General features: G+C 75.6%; 21 protein-coding genes. 9 read left to right on the top strand and 12 right to left on the bottom strand.

Translation table 11 applies throughout. The features are described from left to right. Nucleotides 1-191: 191 nt before the first annotated feature. Nucleotides 192-683, top strand: coding sequence for a transcriptional regulator (locus ND486_RS01185; RefSeq protein WP_020625790.1), 492 nt, complete (start codon nt 192-194; stop codon nt 681-683). A 107-nt stretch (nt 684-790) separates the two neighbouring features. Here the strand turns inward: ND486_RS01185 and nusB are convergent, their stop codons facing one another. Then, a complete protein-coding gene (nusB, locus tag ND486_RS01180; RefSeq protein ID WP_073574690.1) occupies nt 791-1,210 on the bottom strand; it encodes a transcription antitermination factor NusB in 420 nt (139 codons plus the stop codon). 1 nt (nt 1,211) lies between these two features. After that, the gene (efp, locus tag ND486_RS01175; RefSeq protein WP_073574689.1) at nt 1,212-1,772 is read right to left on the bottom strand and encodes an elongation factor P; all 561 of its coding nucleotides are present in this window, start codon (nt 1,770-1,772) and stop codon (nt 1,212-1,214) included. A 105-nt stretch (nt 1,773-1,877) separates the two neighbouring features. On the opposite strand from efp, the gene ND486_RS01170 reads away from it, so the two are divergent. Genes ND486_RS01170 through ND486_RS01155 form a run of 4 tightly spaced genes read left to right on the top strand, consistent with a single transcriptional unit; the run spans nt 1,878 to nt 6,799 of the window. Further along, nucleotides 1,878-2,543 (top strand): response regulator transcription factor, encoded by a 666-nt coding sequence (locus ND486_RS01170; RefSeq protein ID WP_073574688.1) that lies wholly within the window; start codon nt 1,878-1,880, stop codon nt 2,541-2,543. Then, nucleotides 2,530-4,635 carry a histidine kinase gene (locus ND486_RS01165; RefSeq protein ID WP_251782380.1) on the top strand — a complete coding sequence of 702 codons (2,106 nt, stop codon included), beginning with the start codon at nt 2,530-2,532 and terminating at the stop codon, nt 4,633-4,635. The genes ND486_RS01170 and ND486_RS01165 overlap by 14 nt, the downstream gene beginning before the upstream one ends. Before the next feature lie 29 nt (nt 4,636-4,664). After that, complete coding sequence (locus ND486_RS01160) at nt 4,665-5,600, top strand: ABC transporter ATP-binding protein (RefSeq protein ID WP_251782379.1); 936 nt, start codon at nt 4,665-4,667, stop codon at nt 5,598-5,600. Beyond that, a complete protein-coding gene (locus tag ND486_RS01155; protein WP_251782378.1) occupies nt 5,597-6,799 on the top strand; it encodes an ABC transporter permease in 1,203 nt (400 codons plus the stop codon). The genes ND486_RS01160 and ND486_RS01155 overlap by 4 nt, the downstream gene beginning before the upstream one ends. On the opposite strand, the gene ND486_RS01150 is transcribed toward ND486_RS01155, so the two are convergent. After that, the gene (locus ND486_RS01150; RefSeq protein ID WP_251782377.1) at nt 6,786-7,865 is read right to left on the bottom strand and encodes a Xaa-Pro peptidase family protein; all 1,080 of its coding nucleotides are present in this window, start codon (nt 7,863-7,865) and stop codon (nt 6,786-6,788) included. The two genes, ND486_RS01155 and ND486_RS01150, sit on opposite strands and share 14 nt — an antisense overlap. A 46-nt stretch (nt 7,866-7,911) precedes the next feature. On the opposite strand from ND486_RS01150, the gene ND486_RS01145 reads away from it, so the two are divergent. Next, complete coding sequence (locus ND486_RS01145; RefSeq protein ID WP_251782376.1) at nt 7,912-8,628, top strand: MBL fold metallo-hydrolase; 717 nt, start codon at nt 7,912-7,914, stop codon at nt 8,626-8,628. A 24-nt stretch (nt 8,629-8,652) separates the two neighbouring features. After that, entirely contained in the window at nt 8,653-9,168 is a 516-nt protein-coding gene (locus ND486_RS01140) for a hypothetical protein (protein WP_251782375.1), read from the top strand. Here ND486_RS01140 and ND486_RS01135 read toward each other — a convergent pair. Next, the gene (locus ND486_RS01135) at nt 9,124-10,071 is read right to left on the bottom strand and encodes a YhjD/YihY/BrkB family envelope integrity protein (RefSeq protein WP_308215785.1); all 948 of its coding nucleotides are present in this window, start codon (nt 10,069-10,071) and stop codon (nt 9,124-9,126) included. The two genes, ND486_RS01140 and ND486_RS01135, sit on opposite strands and share 45 nt — an antisense overlap. Before the next feature lie 122 nt (nt 10,072-10,193). Here ND486_RS01135 and ND486_RS01130 point away from each other — a divergent pair, with 122 nt between their 5' ends. Then, nucleotides 10,194-10,778, top strand: coding sequence for an HdeD family acid-resistance protein (locus ND486_RS01130; protein WP_251782374.1), 585 nt, complete (start codon nt 10,194-10,196; stop codon nt 10,776-10,778). Between the two features lie 18 nt (nt 10,779-10,796). Here ND486_RS01130 and aroB read toward each other — a convergent pair whose 3' ends face one another. The 4 genes from aroB to ND486_RS01110 are packed head-to-tail and all read right to left on the bottom strand — an operon-like array spanning nt 10,797 to nt 14,503. Beyond that, nucleotides 10,797-11,930: a 3-dehydroquinate synthase gene (gene aroB / locus ND486_RS01125; protein WP_251782373.1), complete on the bottom strand. Its 1,134-nt coding sequence runs from the start codon at nt 11,928-11,930 to the stop codon at nt 10,797-10,799. Further along, nucleotides 11,927-12,613 carry a shikimate kinase gene (locus ND486_RS01120; protein WP_307799306.1) on the bottom strand — a complete coding sequence of 229 codons (687 nt, stop codon included), beginning with the start codon at nt 12,611-12,613 and terminating at the stop codon, nt 11,927-11,929. The genes aroB and ND486_RS01120 overlap by 4 nt, the downstream gene beginning before the upstream one ends. Further along, the gene (aroC, locus tag ND486_RS01115; RefSeq protein WP_073575277.1) at nt 12,610-13,812 is read right to left on the bottom strand and encodes a chorismate synthase; all 1,203 of its coding nucleotides are present in this window, start codon (nt 13,810-13,812) and stop codon (nt 12,610-12,612) included. The genes ND486_RS01120 and aroC overlap by 4 nt, the downstream gene beginning before the upstream one ends. A gap of 13 nt (nt 13,813-13,825) precedes the next feature. Continuing rightward, nucleotides 13,826-14,503 (bottom strand): A24 family peptidase, encoded by a 678-nt coding sequence (locus ND486_RS01110; RefSeq protein WP_251782372.1) that lies wholly within the window; start codon nt 14,501-14,503, stop codon nt 13,826-13,828. 87 nt (nt 14,504-14,590) lie between these two features. Here ND486_RS01110 and ND486_RS01105 point away from each other — a divergent pair, with 87 nt between their 5' ends. Next, nucleotides 14,591-15,463 (top strand): spermidine synthase, encoded by an 873-nt coding sequence (locus tag ND486_RS01105; RefSeq protein WP_251782371.1) that lies wholly within the window; start codon nt 14,591-14,593, stop codon nt 15,461-15,463. Between the two features lie 8 nt (nt 15,464-15,471). Here ND486_RS01105 and ND486_RS01100 read toward each other — a convergent pair whose 3' ends face one another. From ND486_RS01100 to alaS, 4 genes are all read right to left on the bottom strand, one after another. After that, complete coding sequence (locus ND486_RS01100; protein ID WP_251782370.1) at nt 15,472-16,524, bottom strand: 2,3-butanediol dehydrogenase; 1,053 nt, start codon at nt 16,522-16,524, stop codon at nt 15,472-15,474. Between the two features lie 104 nt (nt 16,525-16,628). Then, nucleotides 16,629-17,723, bottom strand: a complete 1,095-nt coding sequence (gene mltG, locus ND486_RS01095) for an endolytic transglycosylase MltG (protein WP_251782369.1) — start codon at nt 17,721-17,723, stop codon at nt 16,629-16,631. Between the two features lie 141 nt (nt 17,724-17,864). Next, entirely contained in the window at nt 17,865-18,314 is a 450-nt protein-coding gene (gene ruvX, locus ND486_RS01090; RefSeq protein ID WP_251782368.1) for a Holliday junction resolvase RuvX, read from the bottom strand. Then, nucleotides 18,311-20,983, bottom strand: coding sequence for an alanine--tRNA ligase (alaS, locus tag ND486_RS01085; protein WP_208826926.1), 2,673 nt, complete (start codon nt 20,981-20,983; stop codon nt 18,311-18,313). The genes ruvX and alaS overlap by 4 nt, the downstream gene beginning before the upstream one ends. Between the last annotated feature and the right edge of the window lie 151 nt (nt 20,984-21,134).

Below are 21,134 nucleotides of genomic sequence, written 5' to 3'. Positions count from 1 at the left end.
CAATCAGCACGCGTGCAGCAGCGCCGCGACGAGCGGGACGGCCGGGACGCCGGCACCCGCCGGAGCTGCCGCCCCGAACGGGACCACCCACAGGGGCGACGACGCGGCAGGCGCGACAACGCCACCGGTGCACCGCCGGTGACCGGCCGGTCCGGCCACACCGGTACGGACCGTCAGGAACGAGGAGATCGATGGGCGACTACGCCAAGGCGCTCGGGGGCAAGCTCCGGGCGATCAGGCAGCAACAGGGGCTCTCCCTGCACGGCGTCGAGCAGAAGTCGGGCGGACGCTGGAAGGCGGTCGTCGTGGGCTCCTACGAGCGCGGGGACCGTGCGGTCACCGTGCAGAAGCTGGCCGAGCTGGCCGACTTCTACGGCGTCCCGGTGGCCGAGCTGCTCCCCGAGGGCCGCATCCCCTCCGGCAGCGAGCCCGCGACGAAGATCGTGATCAACCTGGAGCGGCTGCAGCAGCTCCCCGCGGACAAGGTCGGGCCGCTGGCCCGCTACGCCGCGGCCATCCAGAGCCAGCGCGGCGACTACAACGGCAAGGTGCTCTCGATCCGCGCCGAGGACCTGCGTTCGCTCGCGATCATCTACGACATGTCCCCCGGCGAGCTGACCGACCAGCTCATCGACTGGGGAGTGCTCCCGCCCGAGGCGCGTCCCGGGCAGCACGTGGGATGATCTGTTCCACCGGCCGCGTCCCAGGGGAAGGGTGACGCGACCGGTCGGGCGGTGGCCGGGGTCTGCACAGTCCCCCGGCCACCGCCCTTCGTGCGTTCAGGCCCTGGTCAGAGGGTCGCGCGCAGGTGCTCGGCGATGTCGGAGATCTGGCCGAGCACCCCGTTGACGTAGCGCGGGGAGTCGTCGGTCGACAGCGTCCGGGCCAGCTCGACGGCCTCGGTGATCGCGACCGGGTCGTCGACGTCGTCGACCCACAGCAGCTCGTAGATCCCGAGCCGCAGCAGGCCGCGGTCGACCGCGGGCATCCGGTCGACGTCCCAGCCCTCGGCGTGCTCGGCGATCAGCTGGTCGATCCGGTCCCGGTGGGTCGCGACGCCCTCGACGAGCCGCGCCGCGTAGTCCTGCACGGGCGGCGCGTCGTCGGTCTCGCGGCGCGCGGCGAGCACGGACAGGGCGTCCTCACCGCGGGCCTCGGCCTCGAAGAGGATGTCCAGTGCCCGTTTACGGGCCTTGGTGCGTGCGCGCACCTCAGCTCACGCGGCCGAGGTAACGGCCGTCCCGGGTGTCGACCTTGACCTTGGTGCCGCTCTCCAGGAACAGCGGCACCTGGATCTCGGCGCCGGTCTCCAGGGTCGCGGGCTTGGTGCCGCCGGTGGAGCGGTCACCCTGCAGGCCCGGGTCGGTGTGGGAGATGACCAGCTCGACCGAGGTCGGGAGCTCGATGAACAGCGGCTCACCCTCGTGCAGCGACACCTGGGCGGAGGCATTCTCCAGCAGGTAGCGCGCGGCGTCGCCGACGGCCTTCTCCGGGATCGGGATCTGGTCGAAGGTGTCGCCGTCCATGAAGACGAAGTCGGTGCCCTCGCGGTACAGGTAGGTCATGTCGCGGCGGTCCACCGTCGCGGTGTCGACCTTGGTGCCCGCGTTGAAGGTCCGGTCCACGACCTTCCCGGACATCACGTTCTTCAGCGTGGTGCGAACGAACGCACCGCCCTTGCCGGGCTTGACGTGCTGGAACGCCGTCACGGTCCACAGCTGGCCCTCGATGTTCAGGACCAGGCCGTTCTTCAGGTCGTTCGTGGTCGCCACGTGCGCGCTCTCCTGCTCGGATCTCGGATTCGTGCGTCGGTCAGGGTACCGCCACCCGGTTCACCGGCCCGCCCGAGGGGCGGGCGACCTGCCAGGATGGGCGCCATGACGGTGCGGGTGGTGGTGGCCGACGACCAGGCGGTGGTGCGGGCGGGTCTGCGGACGGTGCTCGCGGCGGCGCCGGACATCGACGTCGTCGGGGAGGCCGGGGACGGCGCGGAGGCCGCCGAGCTGGCCGAGACCCTGCGCCCGGACGTCGTGCTGATGGACGTCCGGATGCCCGGCACCGACGGCATCGAGGGGACCCGGCGGATCCGCGCGCTGCGCGACCCCGGCATCCGTGTGCTGGTGGTGACGACGTTCGACCTGGACCGCCACGTCTACGACGCCCTGCGGGCCGGCGCGTCCGGCTTCGTGCTGAAGGACGTCGAGCCGGAGGACCTCCAGGTCGCGGTCCGCACCGTGCACGCCGGGCACGAGCTGTTCGCGCCGTCGGTCACCCGCAGGCTCGTCGGCTCGTTCGTCCCGGCCGACCCGCCCGCTCCGGCCGGGCCCGCGGCCGGGCTGACCGAGCGGGAGCGGGAGGTGCTCGGGCTGGTCGCCGCCGGGCTGTCCAACGCCGAGATCGCCGACCGGCTGGTGCTGGGCGGCACGACGGTCAAGACCCACGTCTCGAACCTGCTCACCAAGCTGGGGCTGCGCGACCGGGTGCAGCTGGTGGTGTTCGCCTACGAGCACGGGCTGGTGGGAGCGGCCGGTGCCGACGGCTGAGCCCGGCCCGGACGCCCCCGCTCCCGCCCCCACGCCGCTGCCCGGCACGCGCGCCGGGGACGTCGCGCTGGCGGTGCTGGCGCTGATCCTGGTCGCACAGGAGCTGGTCACCGCCCTGGTCCTGGAGATCCCCGGCTACACCCACCGGCTCGCCCTGCCGCTGTCCGTGGCGCTGGCGGCGGTGCTGAGCCCGGCGATGGCCGCCACCGTGCTGCTGCGCCGCCACCGGCCGCGGCGCGCCTACCTGGTCCTGGCCGTGCTCGCCGCCCCGGCGATGGCGTTCCTCACCGGGTTCGCGGCGCTGCTGTGGCCGCTGCTGGCCTTCTCCGTCGCGCGGGCCCCGCAGCGCGGACCGGTCGGCGCGGCGGCCTGGGTGACGCTGCCCTGGCTCGGGGCGCTCGGCCTGGCCGGGCTCCTGCGCGTCCCGCTGTCGCCGGACCCGGCGACCGAGGCGGGGATGCTCGTCGGCGGCTCGACGGTGGTGGCGCCGCTGCTGGTGATCGCCGCCCTCGCGGGGCGCTGGAGCCGGTCCGCCGCGTTGCGCGCCGACCGGGAACGGGCCGAGACCGACCGGCTGCGGCACGGCACCGCGCTGGACGCCGAGCGGTCCCGGATCGCCGAGGAGATCGGCGGCGGGGTGCTCAGCGGTCTGCGTGGCCTGGTCGCCCAGGCCGGGGCGCTGGGTCCCGGCGCGACCGAGGCCGACCTGCGTGCCGTACGGGAACGGGCCCGGTCGGTGCTGGCCGCGATGCGCCGGGTCCTGGGCGTGCTCCGCGCGCCCGCCGCCGTCGAGCCGGGCCCCGTCGCCGTCGCGGTGCCGGAGCCCGCCGCACCCCCGCGCCGGCGCCGGCTGCCGGTACCCGACCGGGCCGGGCTGTGGGCGCTCGTCGCGTTCGTGGTCCCGGCACTGCTGATGGGGGCGCTGGTCGCCCCGGTGGCCGGCGTGGACACCGGGCAGCCGGTCGTCGACGGGTTCCTGCGCATGCTGGCGCTGCCGTGGCGGAACCCGGTCGCGGCGGTCGTCGTGGTGGCGCAGTTCGCACTCGTCGCCTGGTGGCGGACCGCGCCGGTGCCGGCGCTGCTGCTCGCCGGGGCCGGGTCGTTCGCCGCGGGTCTGCTCGACGGCTCGAACGTGTTCGCCGAGTCGGCCTGGGTCCTGCTGGTCTGGGGCGCTGCGACGGCGGCGCCGGTCGTGCCGTCCGCGGTGGCCGTGGTCGTGTCGACGCTCGTCGTCGTCGCCGGGGGTGTCCTGACGGGGGTGTGGGACCGGCTCGGCTACCCGGAGTCGGTGGTGGTGCTGAACTTCCTGGCCGTGGTGCCGCTGTGGGCGGCCGGGGTCGCGGTCCGCCACCACCGGCTCGACACCGCGGCCCGGCGGCGCGCGCTCACCGAGGCGGGCGTGCGCGACGCACTCACCCGCGAACGCCTGCGCGTGGCCCGCGACCTGCACGACGTCGTCGCCCACCACGTCTCCGCGGTGGCGGTGCAGGCCGGGGCCGCGCGGCTCGCCGCCGACCCGGCGACGCGCGCCGAGGCGCTCGGGCACATCGCCGACTCGGTCCGGCGGGTCGCCGAGGCGCTGCCCGCACTGGCCGACCTGGGTCCGGACCCGGACGGCGCGGACCTGTCCCCCGCCGCGCTGGAGGCGCTGGTCGCGCCGTCCCGCTCGGCGGGTCTGCCGGTCGAGGTGACCGTCGGGGGCTCCCCGGCGGGGACGCCCGGTGAGGCGGAGCTGTTCGCGCGGCGCATCGTCACCGAGGCCCTGACCAACACCCTGCGCCACGCCGGGCCGACCCCCACCCGGGTGCGGGTCACCCGGGGCGGCGACGGCGGCCCCGTCGTCGTGGAGGTCGACGACGACGGCCCGGTCCCCGGCCACCGGCCCGACGGCACCGGCTCCGGCCTGGGCCTGCTCGGCATGCGGGAGCGGGTCGCGCTGCTCGGCGGCGACCTGTACACCGGCCCCGGCGACGGTCCGGGGTGGACGGTCCGCGCGGTGCTGCCCCGCAGCCCGCTCGTCCGCGAGGACGACCCCGCCGCGTCGCCGATCTCGTCCTGCGCGCCGATCCGCGAGGGGGCACCCGGCTCGTAGCGTCGGCCCCCACGAGCGGGGAGGGACCGATGACAGCACAGCAGCAGCTCCGGACCGGTCCGGTGACCGGCACCGGCGCGACGCTCGAGATCGACGCGCTGACCAAGCGCTACGGCGGCACCGTCGCCCTGGACGGGGTGAGCTTCGACGTCCGCCCGGGCGAGATCTTCGGCTTCGTCGGCTCCAACGGCGCCGGGAAGACGACGACGATGCGGATCGCCCTCGGGGTGCTGGCGGCGGACTCCGGGCAGGTCCGGCTCGGCGGGCGCCCGGTCGATCTCGACGTGCGCCGCACGATCGGCTACATGCCCGAGGAGCGCGGGCTGTACCCGAAGATGAAGGTCGGCGAGCAGCTCACCTACCTGGCCGAGCTGCACGGCGTCGACCGGGCCGCGGCGCGCCGGGCGGTGCTGCGCTGGGCCGAGCAGCTCGGCGTCGATCACCGGCTCGGTGACACCGTCGACGCGCTCAGCCTGGGCAACCAGCAGCGCGTGCAGCTGGCCGCCGCGCTCGTGCACGACCCGGCGGTGCTGGTGCTCGACGAGCCGTTCTCCGGGCTGGACCCGGTCGCCGTCGACGTGATGAGCGAGGTGCTGCGGGAGAAGGCCCGCGCCGGGGTGCCGGTGCTGTTCTCCAGCCACCAGCTCGACCTGGTGCAGCGGCTGTGCGACCGGGTCGGGATCCTCGTGGCCGGGCGGATGCGGACCGTCGGCACCGTCGGTGAGGTGCGCCGCGGTGGCGGCACCCGGCTGGAGGTCCACGCCCCGGCCGCCGCGCCCGGCTGGGCGCAGGGCCTGCCCGGGGTCACCGTGCTCGCCCAGGACCGCGGCCGCACCGTCCTGGCGCTCGGCGACGGCGCCGACGACCAGCGGGTCCTCGCCGCGGCGCTCGCCACCGGGCCGGTGCGCGGCTTCACCGTCACCACGCCGTCGCTGACCGATCTGTACCGGGAGGTCGTCGCATGACCGGGTCCGCCACCCTGCCCGCGCACCGCGCGGTCGCGCTCGTCGCGCGTCGCGAGTTCCGGGTGCAGGTGCACAAGCGCAGCTTCTGGATCAGCAACGCGATCATGGTGCTGGTCATCGTCGGCGGCATGGTCGCCTATGCGGTGTTCGGCTCCGGCGGCGACGACCGTCCCACCGTCGGGGTGGCCGGGGACGCCTCGCTCGCCGCGGCGGTCGCGGCCGCCGGGGAGCGGCTCGGCCTGCCCGTCGAGGTCCGGGAGGTGCCGTCCGCGGCCGCCGGGCGCGACGCCGTCGCCGCCGGGGACCTCGACGTCGCCCTGACCGCGGACGGCCCGGCGGGCGCGGTGGCCGTCGTCGACTCGGACGTGCCGTCGGCGACCCGCGCGGTGCTCGACGCCGCGCTCGCCGACCGGGCCACCGCGGCCGCGCTGACGACGGTGGGCCTCACCCCGGCCGAGCTGGCCGCCGCGACCCCGCCCGCCGGGCTCACCGTCGACGCGCTCGACCCCGCCGATCCCGAGGCCGGGCAGCGCACCGCGCTGTCGTTCGTCGTGCTGATCGTGATGTTCATGCAGATCGTGGGCTTCGGCCTCACCGTCGCCATGGGCGTGGTCGAGGAGAAGTCCAGCCGCGTGGTGGAGCTGCTGCTGTCGACGATCCGCCCGCTGCACCTGCTGTGGGGCAAGGTGCTGGGGATCGGCGCCGTCGGGCTGGTGCAGCTGCTGCTCTACGGCGTCGTCGGCATCGGCGCGGGGATCGCCACCGGACTGCTGACGATCACCGGCACCGCGCTCGGGGTGTTCGGCGCCGCGCTGGGATGGTTCGTCCTCGGCTACGCGTTCTTCGCGGTGCTCTACGCCGCGGCCGGGTCCCTCGTGTCGCGCCAGGAGGACGTCAACAGCACCACCGGGCCGCTGATGATGCTGTTGTTCGCGATGTACGGCGTCTCGTTCTGGTTCCTGGGCTCGCCGGACTCCGCGGTGCTCGGCGTGCTGTCGTGGATCCCTCCGTTCCCGGCGATGCTGATGCCGCTGATGATCGCCGACGGGTCGGCGACCGCGTGGCACGTCGCCGGGTCGGCCCTGGTCATGCTGGTGGCGCTGGTCCTGCTGGCGAAGGCGGGCGCCCGGGTCTACGAGCGGTCGGTGCTGCGGATCGGGGCGACCGTGCCGTGGCGGGAGGCGCTCAGATCTCGATGAGCTCGTGGGGCAGCCCGGTCAGCGGCACGGCCGGGCCGCCCGCGACGACGTGCAGGGTGTCCTCGATCCGCACCCCACCCCGTCCGTCGAGGTAGACGCCCGGCTCGACGGTCACGACGTTGCCGGCGTCGATCCGCCCGGTGGCGGTGGTCCCGAGCCACGGCGTCTCGTGCACCGCGAGCCCGACCCCGTGACCGAGGCCGTGCGGGAACCGTTCGCCGTGCCCGGCGGCGGTGATCACGTCCCGGGCGGCCGCGTCGACGGCGGTCACCGACGCCCCGGCGACGAGTGCGGCCCGCCCGGCCGCGGCGGCGGCGTCGACCAGGGCGTGCAGCTCACGCTGCCAGTCCGCGGCCGGGCCCAGGCAGAACGTGCGCGTGGTGTCGGAGTGGTAGCCGTCCAGCGCCGCCCCGAAGTCGATCTTGACGAGGTCGCCGCGACGCAGCTCGGTGCCGGTGGGGCGGTGGTGCGGCACCGCGGAGTGCGGGCCGGCGGCGAGGATGGTGTCGAAGGCGGGGCCGTCGGCGCCCAGGCGGCGCATCCGGTCGTCGAGGTCGAGCGCGACGTCGGCCTCGGTGCGTCCCGGGCGCAGGCCGCCGTCGTCGAGCAGGGCGCGCAGCGCGGTGTCGGCCAGCGCGCAGGCCGCGGCGATCCGCTCGACCTCGCCGGCGTCCTTGACCGCGCGCAGCCGCCCGGCCAGGCCGGGGGCGCGGCGCAGCCTGCGGCCGGGGACGGCGTCGCGGACCGCGGCCAGTCCGTCGACGGTGAGGGTCGCCGAGTCGTAGCCGAGGGTCAGCCCGGCGGGGACCCGGGCCGCGGCGGCCGGCGCGCTCGGCCGGTCGACGAGGATCTCCAGGTCGGGGCACTGCTCCGCGGCCTGGACCCGGTAGCGCCCGTCGGTGCAGAGCAGATCGCCGCCCGGGCCGGCGGCGATCACCGCGGCGGCGTTGGAGCCGGTGAACCCGGTCAGGTGCCGGACGTCGAGCAGGTCGGTGACCAGCAGCGCGTCCAGTCCGGCGGCGGGGAGCAGGGCGCGCAGGGCGTCGCGCCGGGCGGGGTGGGACATGGCCCGAACCCTATGTGCGGTGTCGCGGCTGTCTAGGGTCACCGGCATGGGCCTCTACTTCCGCCAGCTGCTGTCGGGCCAGGACTACGCCGTGGGTGACCCGGTGGCCACCCAGATGGTCAACTTCTCGTACCTGATCGGCGACGACGAGACCCGCGAGGCCGTCGTCGTCGACCCGGCCTACTCCCCCGACGAGCTGCTCGCGACCCTCGACGCCGACGGCATGCGCCTGACCGGGGTGCTGGCCACGCACCACCACCCCGACCACGTCGGTGGCACGATGATGGGCTTCGACCTCGTCGGCGTCGCGCAGCTGATCGGGTCGCACCCGGTGCCGATCCACGTGCAGCGCGCCGAGGCCGACTACGTGACGCGGGTGACCGGGCTGTCGGCGACCGACCTGACCCCGCACGACCACGACGACGTCGTCGAGGTGGGGAACGTCGCGATCCGGCTGCTGCACACCCCCGGCCACACCCCGGGCAGCCAGTGCTTCCTGGTGCCCGGCCCGGACGGCGACCGGCTCGTCGCCGGGGACACGCTGTTCCTGCAGGGCTGCGGACGCACCGACTTCCCGGGCGGCGACACCGCGCAGATGTACCACTCGCTGCAGCAGCTGGCAGCGCTGAAGGGCAACCCGACGGTCTACCCGGGGCACTGGTACTCGCCGGCGTCGAACGCCCCGCTCGACGACGTGCGGGCCACCAACACCGTCTACCGGGCGACCTCGGCCGAGCAGTTCGTGGCCGCGTTCGGGTCATGACGGTCGGACCGTGACGGCCGGGTCGTGACCCCGGCCGCGGTGGTGCTCGTCGAGGGGGCCAGCGACGCCGCGGTGCTCGAAACCCTCGCGCGACGTCGCGGCACCCCGCCCGGCGACGTGGCGATCGTCGTCCTGCACGGCTACACCAATTTGGGCACCGCCCTGGCGGCCCTCGCCCCGGCCGCCCCGGACCGGGTCGCCGTGCTGTGCGACGCCGGGGCCGCGGCGTACTGCCGCCGGGCCGCCGGGACGGCGGTGCCGGTCCGGGTGTGCGACGCCGACCTGGAGGACGAGCTGCTGCGCGCGCTCGGCACCGCGCGGGTGCACGCCGTCCTCGACGCCTGCGGTGAGCTCGCCGCGCTGCACGCCCTGGCCCGTCAGCCCGGCCGCCGCGGCCGCGGCGACGACGAGAACCTGCGCCGGTTCCTCTCGGCGCGCTCCGGGCGCAAGGCCCGCTACGGCGCGCTGTTCGCCGCCGAGCTGGACCTGCGGGCGCTACCGGACCCGCTGCGCCGGGTCCTCGACGACGTCGGTCTCTGACCGGGGTGCGGGGTCGGTCCCGTCGGTCGCGATCCACGCCGCGGAGAACACCAGCAGCCGCGACAGCAGGAACAGGAAGAACAGCGTCGCGAGCACGGTGCCGAACACGGCCCCGCCCGCGGTGTCGGACACGGCGCCGACGACGAGCGCGACCCCGAGCTTGAGCAGCTCCAGCGCGACCGCGCCGACGGCGGCGGGACGCACGACCCGGCCCGGCGGGACCGGCCGGCGCGGCAGCCGGGCCAGTACGAAGCAGAACACGGCCCAGTCCAGGACCAGCACCACGACGGCGCCGAGCACCCGCAGCGCGACCCGGCCGCCGAGCGCGTCGCGGACGCCGACCAGCTCCAGGGTGAACCCGGCCAGCCCGGTCACGGCGAACGTCACCACCACCGAGGCGAGGACGGCCGCGCCGAGCACGGCCAGCGCGCCCAGGTCCCACAGGACCCGGCGCGGCGAGACGATCCGCTCGGCGGGCAGCCGGAACTGCGCGGACAGCGCCTCCCGCAGGTACGACGTCCACGTCGACCCGGCCCACAGCACCCCGAGCGCACCGATCCCGACGAGCGACCCGCTGCGGTCGGCGGCGGCCTCCACCGCGGGGGCGACGGCGCCGGTCAGCCCGGCCGGGAACGCCGCCTCGACGGCGAGGACCAGGTCGTCGCGGGTGGTGGTGCGCCAGAACACGAGCAGCCCGAGGGCGAAGAACAGGACGAGCAGCAGCGGCACCGCCGCGATCACGGTGTAGAACGCGACCGCGGCGGACAGGTGGTTGCCGCGCTGGTGGCGGTAGCGGTCGGCGGCCCGGCGGGCGTGCCCCGCCAGAGGCGACCGGGCGGGGAGCTCCCGGAGCCGTCGCAGGCCGTCCCGCATCACGTCGCGCACCCGGTCATCCTCTCCCACGGTCCCCACCGCGATCCGCGCCGGAACGCCGGTGCCGCGGGGGGACCTTCGCCCCGGTCGCGGCTCCGGTGCGGGTGGAATCGTTCCCCGCCACAACCCCTCCACCCGGACGGAGCACGACCATGGTCGACGCGAGTGACGGAACAGGACGGGCGCCCACCGCCGAGGACGCCACGTCGCACGGGGTCCGCGGACTCGTCGTGCTCCGCGGTGTCCTGGTCCTGCTGTTCGGGCTGGCCGTGCTGGTGACCCCTGGCCTGGCCCTGCTGGTGCTGATCTACGTCTTCGCCGCGTACGCGCTGGTCGACGGCGTCGTCGCGGTCGTGCTCGGGATCCGGCACCGGGGCGAGCGCCCCGGCTGGGGTTGGGCCGTCGCGCAGGGCGTGGTGTCGGTCGTCGCCGGTCTGGCGGCCTTCGCGCTGCCCGGGACCGCGGCGCTGTTCTTCCTCTACGTGGTCGCGTTCTGGGCGATCGTCGCCGGGGTCGTCACCGCGGTCTCGGCCAACGAGGTCCGCAGGCACGGCGGGCCGTGGGGCTGGGTCGCCGGACGGGCCGTTCTCGACGTGCTGTTCGGAGTACTGCTGCTGCTGTGGCCCGCGTCCGGGATCCTCGCGATGCTGTGGCTGGTCGGGACGTTCGCCCTGGCCGCAGGGGTGCTGCTGCTCGTGCAGGCCGTCGGGTCGCGTACCCACCCCGCCCTCGGCTGAGGTGTGCCGACCGCGGTCTCAGCCGGAGATCGCGGCGTACGCGGTCTCCAGCAGCGCCGGGTCCGGGCCCTCCAGCCGCCCCGGCTCGGCGAGGCCGTCGAGCACGACGAAGCGCAGCGTCCCGGCCCGGGACTTCTTGTCCCCGCGCATGGTCTCGGTCAGCTCGTCGAGCACGCCGGGCTCGTAGCGCGTCGGCAGCCCGACCAGCTCCAGCACCTCGCGGTGCAGGTCGGCGGTGGCGTCGTCGAGCCGCCCCGCGGCGCGGGCCAGCTCGGCGGCGAAGACCAGGCCGACCGCGACGGCGTTGCCGTGCCGCCACCGGTAGCGCTCGCGGCGCTCCACGGCGTGGCCGAGGGTGTGGCCGTAGTTGAGGATCTCCCGCAGGTGCGACTCGCGCAGGTCCGCCCCGACGACGTCGGCCTTCACCCGGATCGCGCGGCGCACCAGCTCGCCGAGCACCGGCCCGGCCGGGTCCAGCGCGGCCGCCGGGTCGGCGCGGACGCGGTCGAGGATGACCGGGTCGGCGATGAACCCGGCCTTCCACACCTCCGCGGACCCGGCGACGAGCTCGGGACGCGGCAGCGTGCGCAGCGTGTCGAGGTCGACGAGCACCGCGGACGGCTCGTGGAAGGCGCCCACCAGGTTCTTCCCGGCGGCGGTGTTGATGCCGGTCTTCCCGCCGACGGCGGCGTCGACCATCGCGAGCAGTGTGGTCGGGACGTGCACGACCCGCACCCCGCGCATCCAGGTCGCGGCGACGAACCCCGCCAGGTCGGTGACCGCTCCCCCGCCGAACCCGACGACCACGTCGGCCCGGGTCAGCGCGGCACCGGCACAGGCGTCCCAGCAGTCGGCCAGCGAGGCCAGGGACTTGCCGTCCTCGGCGTCGGGCACCTCGTGGGTGAACGCGGCCAGGCCGGCGGACTCCAGCTCGGCGCGGGCGGCACCGGCGCGGTCGGCGAGCGTCGGCGGGTGCAGCACGAGGACCCGGCCCGCACCGGTGCCGACGACGACCTCGGCCAGCCGCGCGGCCACCCCGGCGCCGACGAGCACCGGATAGGGCTGCTCGGTGCGGACGTCGATGCGGACCGAGCCGTCGGGCTCGATGGTGCCGGAGGTGTCGGGCAGCGTGCCGGACGGGGTGGACGTCATCGGGCCTCCGCCCGCTCGGTGCCGGCCCCGTCCTGCGGCGAGCCGAAGCCGGGCGCCGGCAGTGTCGAGTCCTGGCGCGGGGTGGGCCGGTCGAACGGGTCGGCGGCGTCCGGGGAGGCCTCGGGCAGCGCGGACGGGCCGTGCCCGAGCTCGGCCAGCACGGCGGCGACGACCTGGTTGGGGCTGCGGCGCACCGTCGTGACCGCCACGGTGGCGACCTCGGCGTAGAGCGGGGCCCGCTCGGCGAGCAGCGCCCGGAACGTCGCCCGCGGGTTCACCCCGGCCAGCAGCGGGCGCGCGGTGGACATCCCGGTGCGGCGCATCCCGTCGGCGAGGTCCACCTCGAGGGCGACGACGCGGTGCCCGGCGAGCAGTGCGCGGGTCTCGGCGGCCAGCACGGAGCCGCCGCCGAGGGCGAGGACGCCGTGCCCGGCGCGCAGCTCCTCGGCGACGACCTCGCGCTCCAGCGCGCGGAACGCGGCCTCGCCCTCCTGCACGAACATCTCCGCGATCGGCTTGCCGATGCGGGCGACGATCGCGGCGTCGGTGTCGGCGAAGTTCAGGCCGAGCCGCTGCGCGAGCAGCGAGCCGACCGTGCTCTTGCCGGACCCGGGCGGGCCGACGAGCACCACCCAGGGGCGGCCCTCGGCGTCGGGGGCCGGGGTGGGGGCCGGCGCGGTCACCGCTGCCCCGCCAGGTAGGAGGCCAGGTTGCGGCGGGTCTCGTCGAGCGAGTCGCCGCCGAACTTCTCCAGTGCGGCCTGGGCCAGCACCAGCGCCACCATCGTCTCGACGACGACCCCGGCACGCGGCACGGCGCAGGCGTCGGAGCGCTGGTGGATGGCGGTGGCCTCCTCACCGGTGGTGGTGTCGATGGTGCGCAGCGCCCGGGGGACGGTGGAGATGGGCTTCATCGCGACGCGGACCCGGACCGGCTCACCGTTGGTCATGCCGCCCTCGATGCCGCCGGCCCGGTTGGTGAGCCGGGTGACCGGCACGGTGCCCGCCGGACCCTGCCCGGGCGAACCGGCGGGGACCATCTCGTCGTGAGCGACGGAGCCGCGGCGGTGCGCGGTGCGGAAGCCGTCGCCGATCTCGACGCCCTTCATGGCCTGGATGCCCATCAGCGCGGCGGCGAGCCGGGCGTCGAGCCGGCGGTCGGCCTGCACGTAGGTGCCGACGCCGACCGGCATCCCGTAGGCGATGACCTCGATGACCCCGCCGAGGGTGTCGCCCGCCTCGTGCGCGGCGTCGATCTCGGCGGCCATCGCGGCGCCGGTGGCGTCGGTGAAGGCGCGCACCGGGTTGGCGTCGATGCGGTCGAGGTCGGCGGGGCCGGGCAGCGGCTCGTCGTCCGGGGCGTCGACGGCGCCGATGCCCACGACGTGGGACACGATCGTCACGCCGAGGGCCTGCTGCAGGAACGCCTTGGCGACGGTGCCGAGCACGACGCGGGCGGCGGTCTCGCGTGCGCTGGCGCGCTCCAGGACCGGGCGGGCCTCGTCGAAGCCGTACTTGGTCATGCCGGCGAGGTCGGCGTGGCCGGGACGGGGCCGGGTCAGCGGCGCGTTGCGGGCGCGGTGCGCGATCAGCTCCGGGTCCACCGGGTCGGCGGCCATCACCGTCTCCCACTTGGGCCACTCGGTGTTGGCGATGCGGACCGCGACCGGCCCGCCCTGCGTGAGGCCGTGCCGCAGGCCGCCGATGACCTCCAGCTCGTCGGCCTCGAACGCCATCCGCGGGCTGCGGCCGTAGCCGAGCTTGCGGCGGGCCAGCTCGGCCTGCAGCTCCTTGGTGGTGACCGAGACCCCGGCGACCATGCCCTCCAGCACGCCCACCAGGGCCGGACCGTGGGACTCCCCGGCGGTGATCCATCGCAGCACGGCGACCATCCTCTCACCCGGGGATCCGGGCGCCCGACAGCACCACGACCGCGGGCACCACGACCGCCAGTGCCGCACCGAGCAGGACCGGGCCGTGCGGCAGCCTGCTCCCCCACCCGGCCCGCCCGGCCCCGACCGCGACGAGCGCCACCGCCGCCGAGACGACCGCGGCCAGCACCGCGACCACCGGCAGCGCCGCCCATCCCGCACCGGCGGCCGCGGCGCCCACCGGGCCGGCGAGCTTCACGTCGCCGCCGCCCATCGCCCGTGGCGAGACCAGGTGCACCACCAGGTAGGCGCCGCCGAGCAGCACCGCCCCGGCCAGGCCGCGCCCCACCGCGGCGCCCCCGGCCGGCACGAGCGCCGCGGGCACCAGCGCGAGCGCGGGCAGGGTGAGCGCGTTCGGCAGCCGCCGCGCCAGCAGGTCGGTCGCGGATCCCGCCACGGCCAGCCAGGACAGCACCGCGAGCAGCGCCGTCCACCGCGGTTCGAGCAGCCCCGAGACGACCAGCCCCGCCGTCGCCGCCCCGCAGAGCGCCAGCCCCGCCTCACACCACCCGGCCGGTACCGGTGCGCCGCGCGGCAGCCGGGCCAGCCATCGCCGGGTCGCGACGCCGGTGCCCCCGCCGAGGACGGCGGCGACCAGGACGGTGGCGGTGGCGGTGGCGGTGGCGGTGGCGGCGAGGACCATGCCTCGATCCTGGGGCGGGCCGGGCCGTCCGGACCGACGGGTTGCCCGCCTGTGGACAACCCGCCGGGCGCGGGCAGGATGACCGGAATGGGTTCCAGTGCGCCGCAGGGTGACCGCCGGGCCGGGGCGGTGGTCCGCGCCGAGGTCGACCACGGTGTCGCCGAGCTGGTGCAGGATGCGGCGCGGCCGTCGTCGTGGACGCTGCTGCTCGACGGGACGGCCCAGTCCCATGTCGACCTCGACGACCCCGAGCACCTCGAGTTCGAGTACGTCCGCCGGATCGCCCACCTCGTCGACCTCGCCGCGCCGCCCGCGGTGCCGCTGCGGGTGCTGCACCTGGGCGGCGGGGCGTGGACGCTGGCCCGCTACGTCGCCGCGACCCGCCCCGGGTCAGCCCAGACCGTCGTCGAGCTCGACGGCGAGCTGGCCGCCCTGGTCGCGCACCGGCTGCCGGGCCCGGGGGTCGCCGACGGGCTGGCCGTGGTCACCGGGGAGGCGCGCGCCACCCTGGGCCGCTTCGCGCCCGCGTCGTTCGACGTCGTGGTCGCCGACGTGTTCGCCGGGGCCCGCACCCCGGCCCAGGTCACGACGGCGGAGTTCCTCACCGCCGTCCGCCGGGTGCTCGCGCCGACCGGGATGCACGTGGCGAACCTCGGCGACGGCGCCCCCTGGCCGTTCCTGCCCGGCCAGATCGCGACGGCCGGGGCGGCGTTCGCCGAGCTCGCGCTCGTCGCCGCCCCGGACGTGCTGCACGGACGCCGGTTCGGCAACCTCGTGCTGGCCGCGTCGGACCGGGAGCTGCCGGTGCCCGGGGTGACCCGCCGGGCGGCCGGGGACCCGTTCCCGGCGCGGGTCCTCGACGACGCCGGCACCCGCGCCCTCGGGCGCGGCGCGGGCGTCGTCACCGACGCGTGCGCCGCACCCTCGCCCCGGCCGCCGGAGGGCTTCTGGGGGCAGTGACCCCCGGGTCAGGCCAGGGACGGGTCGACCAGGACCTTCATCTTCCGGCCCGCGTGCAGCGCCTCGAAGCCCTCTTCGACGACGTCGCGCATGGCGATCTTCTCCATCCAGCCGGTGGTGTCGTAGTGACCGTTCGCCATCAGCTCGATCACCGCCCGGTAGTCGGCGTGGGTGTAGCAGAGCGAGCCCTGGATGCGGGACTCGCCGAGGACCAGGTTGAGCAGCGGGGTCACCAGCGGCGTCTCGTAGATCGCGACGCTGACCATCGGGCGGCCCGCCCCCAGGGAGTCCAGGGCGGTCGCGACGGCCGGGGCCACCCCCGCGGCGTCGTAGCAGGCGTCGGCGCCGCGGCCGTTCGTCGCCTCCGCCACGATCGCCGGTACGTCCTGGGCGGTCGGGTCGAGGGTCTGCGCGCCGAGCCGCTCGATCGCGCCGCGCCGGGTCGCCGACGGCTCGACGACGCGGACGTCCTCCACGCCCATGCCGCGCAGCGCGAACCACAGGCCGATCCCGATCGGCCCGGCGCCGAACACCAGCGCGGTGTCGCCCGGGTTCACCCCGCCGAGCTTCGCCGCGTGGTAGGCCACGGCCATGGGCTCGACGAGCGCGCCCATCTCCAGCGACACGTTCTCCGGCAGCGGGTGCAGCATGTGCGCAGGGACGACGGTGGTCTCGGCCATGCCGCCGTCGGCCATCAGACCGTGGAAGCCGATCTGCGCGCACACGTTGTAGCGGCCCTCGGAACAGCGTGAGCAGGTCCCGCAGGTGTAGAGCGGCATCACCGCGACCCGGTCGCCCTCGGTGACGCCCTCGACCCCGGCCCCGATCTCGACGACGGTCCCGGAGAACTCGTGGCCGAGGGTCAGCGGCAGCTCGCGGCCGGTCAGCGGGTGCTTCTCCCCGTTCGGGATGAAGATCGGGCCCGCGTAGTACTCGTGCAGGTCCGAGCCGCAGATGCCGTTGAACCCGACCCTCAGCCGGACCTCGCCGGGACCCACCTCGCCCTCGGGCACGTCGGTGATGTCGAGGTCCCCGGGTCCCCGGTAGACGACCGCACGCATCGCTGGCTCCTCTCGCCTGACGTCGCTGTCGGGTCCCGGTCTACCGGCGGGGGGTGAGCGCCGTCATGGGTTGGGCCCAGGTTGCATGCGCGCCCGGTGATGGGTCAGAACGCTCCGGCGGCGCGGGCGCGGTCGACGTTGCCGAGGTGCTCGGGGTAGGTCGTGGCGAAGCAGGAGGCGCCCTCGGTGGTGCACCGCACGAAGAACAGCCACGGGCCCGCGGCCGGGGACTCCGCGGCCGACAGCGCCGCGGTGGACACCGAGGCGACGGGCGTCGGTGGCAGCCCGGTGTTGAGGTAGGTGTTGTACGGCCCGGGGGTGCTGCGGGCCTCGGCCGTGGTGCGCAGCGCCTGCACGTCCAGCGGGTAGTTGACGGTGGAGTCCATCTCCAGGCGCTGGTTCACCGCGAGCCGGTTCTCGATCACCCGGGCCACCTTCGGCATGTCGGGGACGAGCGCCTCCTTCTCCACGACGGAGGCGAGGACGAGGGTGCGGTAGGCGTTCTCCCCGCCCAGCCCGGCGGCCTCCAGCCTGGTCGCCGACGCGGTGAGCACCTGCCGCAGCACCTGCTCCGGGGTGCCGCGCGGATCCAGGTCGTACGGCCCGGGGGCGACCAGTCCCTCCATCCGGCGCTCGGGGGCGGCCGCCCGGTAGCCCGCGCGGGCCCATTCGGGGACGGCGATCGAGGCCGGGTCGGCGTCGGCCATCGCGGCGCGCAGTGCGTCGACGCCGGTGCAGCGGGCGTCCCCGTCCGCGGTGCCGAGGCAGGTGGCACGGGAGATCTGGGACAGCACGCCCGGGGAGACGGTGCCGTCCGGGGCGCGGGTGTCGTCCAGCTGGACACCGCCCTTGACGTCGAAGAACCCGACGCGCCGCTCCGGGTCGAGCAGCCCCTCGACCGCGGAGTCGCCGGACATCTGCGACCGCAGCTCGTAGTAGCCGGGCTGGACCCGCTGGATGCCGGGCTCCTCGGCGGCGGCCTCGACGAACGCGGCCCGGGACTTCACCACGTCCAGCCCGGCCAGGGTCTCCCCGATCGCGCTGGTGGTGTCGCCGGACTCGACGCGCACCACGACCGAACCGCTGCCGGAGCCGGAGTAGTCGTCGGCGCCGCGCAGGTACAGGCCGACGGCGACGAGCACCGCACCGGCCAGCAACGCCGACCCCAGCAGGGCGAGCCGCCGACGCCGGAAGTGCACCGGGGTCGGACGGTGTCGTACGGGCCCCGCGGTCACGCTCACATCGGGCCCCGGGACGTCACGTCGTTCTCGCCGGCGCCGGTCACGGGCTCGAGGGTATCCGCCGCGGGCACGGCCCGTGGTCACCCCCGGTCACGGTGATCAGGTCCCGCGGGTGGTATCCAGCCAGCCCTGCAGGATGGCCACGGCGGCCTGCTGGTCGATGACCGCACGCTGCTTGCGGCCGCGCACGCCGCGCCCGGCCAGCTGCCGGGTCGCGACGACGGTCGTCATCCGCTCGTCGGTCAGCTCGACCGGGACCGCGCAGCCGGCCGCGGCGAGCCCCGCCTCCAGCGCGCCGGCGAACTCCCGTGCGGCGACGGCGGCCGGGCCGTCCTCGCCGCGCAGGTTCCGGGGCAGCCCGAGCACGACGCCGACGACGTCGTGCTCGGCCACCAGCGCGGCGATCCGGCGTACGTCGGCGCCGCCCTCGGCATCGCGGGGCACGGTCTCGACCGGGGTCGCGAGGATCCCGTCCGGGTCGCACATGGCGACCCCGACGCGGACGGCGCCGACGTCGATGCCCAGGCGCCGCCCGCGGGTGGGGGTCACGGACGCAGCGCGGCGCGCAGCTTCTGCACCGCGGCGTCGATCCCGGCCGGGTCGGTGCCACCGCCCTGGGCGAGGTCGGGCTTGCCGCCGCCGCGCCCGCCGACGGCCGCGGCGAACTCCCCGATCAGCTTCCCGGCGGCGATCCCGTTGTCCCGGGCCGCCTTCGTGGTGGCGACGACGAAGGACACCTTCTCCCCGTCGACGCCGAACAGCACGACCACGCCGGGCCGGTCGCCCAGCTTGCCCCGGACGTCGGCGGCGAGGGTCCGCAGGTCGTTGCCACCGACACCGTCCGGCGCGGTGACGGCGACCAGGGCGGTCCCGTCGAGGTCCTCGGCCTGCTGGGCGAGCGCCCCGGCCGAGGCCAGGACGGCGTCGGCGCGGTGCTTCTCCAGGTCGCGCTCGGCGGTCCGCAGCCGCTCGACGATCCCGTTGATCCGCTCCGGCAGCTCCTCCGGGCGGGCCTTGAGCTGGTCGGCGAGCTGGTTGACCAGCAGGTGCTCGGTGGTGGCGTGCTTGAAGGCGTCCAGCCCGACCAGCGCCTCGACGCGGCGCACCCCGGAGCCGATGGAGGCCTCGGACAGCACCCGGACCAGGCCGAGCTCACCGGTGCGCCCGACGTGGGTGCCACCGCACAGCTCGCGCGAGTAGTCGCCCATGTCGACGACACGCACGCGGTCGCCGTACTTCTCGCCGAACAGCATCATCGCGCCGAGCGTGCGGGCCTCGTCGATGGAGGTCTCGTAGGTCTGGATCTCCCGGTCCTCCTGGAGCACCGAGTTCACCTCCTCCTCGATCTCGACCAGCGCCGCGGGCGGCACGGCCCCGGTCGGGGAGGTGAAGTCGAACCGCAGCCGGCCCGGGGCGTTGAGCGACCCGGCCTGGGCGGCGGCGCTGCCGAGCGCGCCGCGGACCCCGGCGTGCACGAGGTGGGTGGCGGTGTGCGCGCGCGAGATCGCGGACCGGCGGGTGCGATCGACCTCGGCGACGACCTCGGCGTCGAGGGTCACGGTGCCGGCGGTGACGACGCCGCGGTGCACCCGCAGCCCGGCGACCGGGGACTGGACGTCGTCGACCCGGACCTCGAAGGACGCGCCGCGCAGCAGGCCGGTGTCGGCCTGCTGGCCGCCCGCCTCGGCGTAGAACGGGGTGCGGTCGAGCAGCACCTCGACCTGCTCGCCCTCGTGGGCGGCGGGCACGGTGGCGCCGTCGCGCAGCAGCCCGACGACGCGGGACTCCGACTGCAGCGTCTGGTAGCCGAGGAAGTCGGTGGCGCCGTGCGTGTCGAGGACGGCGCGGTAGACCGAGGCGTCGACGAAGCCGACCTTGCGCCCGGCGGCGTCGGCCTTGGCCCGCGAGCGCTGCTCGTCCATGAGCGCGGTGAAGCGCTCCCGGTCGACGGTCAGCCCGGCCTCGGCGGCCATCTCCAGCGTCAGGTCGATCGGGAAGCCGTAGGTGTCGTGCAGCGCGAACGCCTGGTCGCCGGGCAGGGTGTCGCTGCCGGCGGAACGGGCACGGGACACCGCGCCCTCGAAGATCCGCTCGCCGGCGGTCAGCGTGGCGCGGAAGGTGTCCTCCTCGGCCCGGATGACCGCGGAGATCCGCTCGAAGTCGGTGGCGAGCTCGGGGTAGGTCGGCGCCATGGTGTCGCGGACGACGGCGGCGAACTCGCCCAGACACGGCCCGGTGACGCCGAGCAGCCGGGCCGAGCGCACGATGCGGCGCAGCAGCCGGCGCAGCACGTAGCCGCGGCCCTCGTTGCCGGGGGTGACGCCGTCGCCGACGATCATCAGCGACGAGCGGGCGTGGTCGGCGATGACGCGGAAGCGCACGTCGTCGATCTCGCCGTCCGGGCCGCCCGCGCCGTAGCGCTTCCCGGACAGCTCCTCGGCCTTGGCGATGACCGGGCGGACGAGGTCGGTCTCGTAGACGTTGTTGACGCCCTGGAGCAGGAACGCGACCCGCTCGACACCCATCCCGGTGTCGATGTTCTTGTGCGGCAGGGTGCCGATCGGGGGGTGCCCCTTCTTCGGGGACAGCGCGCCGCGTTCGTCCTGCATGAAGACGAGGTTCCAGATCTCGAGGTAGCGGTCCTCGTCGGCCTCGGGGCCGCCCTCGGCGCCGAACTCCGGGCCGCGGTCGACGTAGATCTCCGAGCAGGGGCCGCCGGGCCCGGGGACGCCCATGTCCCAGTAGTTGTCGTCGCCGCCGCGGCGCTGGATGCGCTCCTCGGGCAGGCCGGCGATCTCCTTCCAGAGCGCGATCGCCTCGTCGTCGTCGTGGTAGACGGTGACCCAGATGATCTCGGGATCGAAGCCGTAGCCGCCCTCGTCCTGGCTGCGGGTGATCAGCGACCAGGCGAACTCGATGGCGCCGCGCTTGAAGTAGTCGCCGAAGGAGAAGTTCCCGGCCATCTGGAAGAACGTGGTGTGCCGGGTGGTCTTGCCGACCTCGTCGATGTCCGGGGTGCGGACGCACTTCTGGATCGACGTCGCGCGCGGGTAGGGCGCGGGGACGTCGCCGAGGAAGTACGGCTTGAACTGCACCATGCCCGCGTTGACGAACAGCAGCTGCGGGTCCTCGAGGATCAGCGAGGCGCTGGGGACGGGCGTGTGCCCGTTGCTCTCGAAGTGGGCGGTGAAACGACGGACGATCTCGTGGGTCTGCACCGGTGGGTCTCTCGTGACGGGTACGGCTGGCGACGGGTCGGCGACGGGGCGGGCGCCCTGCGCCCGCGCCACACCGTAGGCCGCGCGGCGTGGGGACGCCGCGGGAGGCCGGTCGTACCAGGTTACCGGCACCCGGAGGAGGGAACGGCCG

It is taken from the genome of Pseudonocardia sp. DR1-2, from assembly GCF_023717215.1.
GTDB classification, from domain to species: domain Bacteria; phylum Actinomycetota; class Actinomycetes; order Mycobacteriales; family Pseudonocardiaceae; genus Pseudonocardia; species Pseudonocardia alni.
Note: the sequence above shows the minus strand (reverse complement) of the source record. Positions and strands in the feature narration are given on the sequence as shown.

What these genes read in the sequence shown, in the direction of transcription:
- ND486_RS01130 (WP_251782374.1), top strand. Translation starts at nt 10,194, where the DNA reads ATGGTCGACGCGAGTGACGGAACAGGACGGGCGCCCACCGCCGAGGAC.
- ND486_RS01185 (WP_020625790.1), top strand. Translation starts at nt 192, where the DNA reads ATGGGCGACTACGCCAAGGCGCTCGGGGGCAAGCTCCGGGCGATCAGG.
- aroB (WP_251782373.1), bottom strand. Translation starts at nt 11,930, where the DNA reads ATGACGTCCACCCCGTCCGGCACGCTGCCCGACACCTCCGGCACCATC.
- ND486_RS01155 (WP_251782378.1), top strand. Translation starts at nt 5,597, where the DNA reads ATGACCGGGTCCGCCACCCTGCCCGCGCACCGCGCGGTCGCGCTCGTC.
- ND486_RS01110 (WP_251782372.1), bottom strand. Translation starts at nt 14,503, where the DNA reads ATGGTCCTCGCCGCCACCGCCACCGCCACCGCCACCGCCACCGTCCTG.
- ND486_RS01150 (WP_251782377.1), bottom strand. Translation starts at nt 7,865, where the DNA reads ATGTCCCACCCCGCCCGGCGCGACGCCCTGCGCGCCCTGCTCCCCGCC.
- ND486_RS01160 (WP_251782379.1), top strand. Translation starts at nt 4,665, where the DNA reads ATGACAGCACAGCAGCAGCTCCGGACCGGTCCGGTGACCGGCACCGGC.
- ND486_RS01100 (WP_251782370.1), bottom strand. Translation starts at nt 16,524, where the DNA reads ATGCGTGCGGTCGTCTACCGGGGACCCGGGGACCTCGACATCACCGAC.
- ND486_RS01145 (WP_251782376.1), top strand. Translation starts at nt 7,912, where the DNA reads ATGGGCCTCTACTTCCGCCAGCTGCTGTCGGGCCAGGACTACGCCGTG.
- ND486_RS01170 (WP_073574688.1), top strand. Translation starts at nt 1,878, where the DNA reads ATGACGGTGCGGGTGGTGGTGGCCGACGACCAGGCGGTGGTGCGGGCG.
- ND486_RS01105 (WP_251782371.1), top strand. Translation starts at nt 14,591, where the DNA reads ATGGGTTCCAGTGCGCCGCAGGGTGACCGCCGGGCCGGGGCGGTGGTC.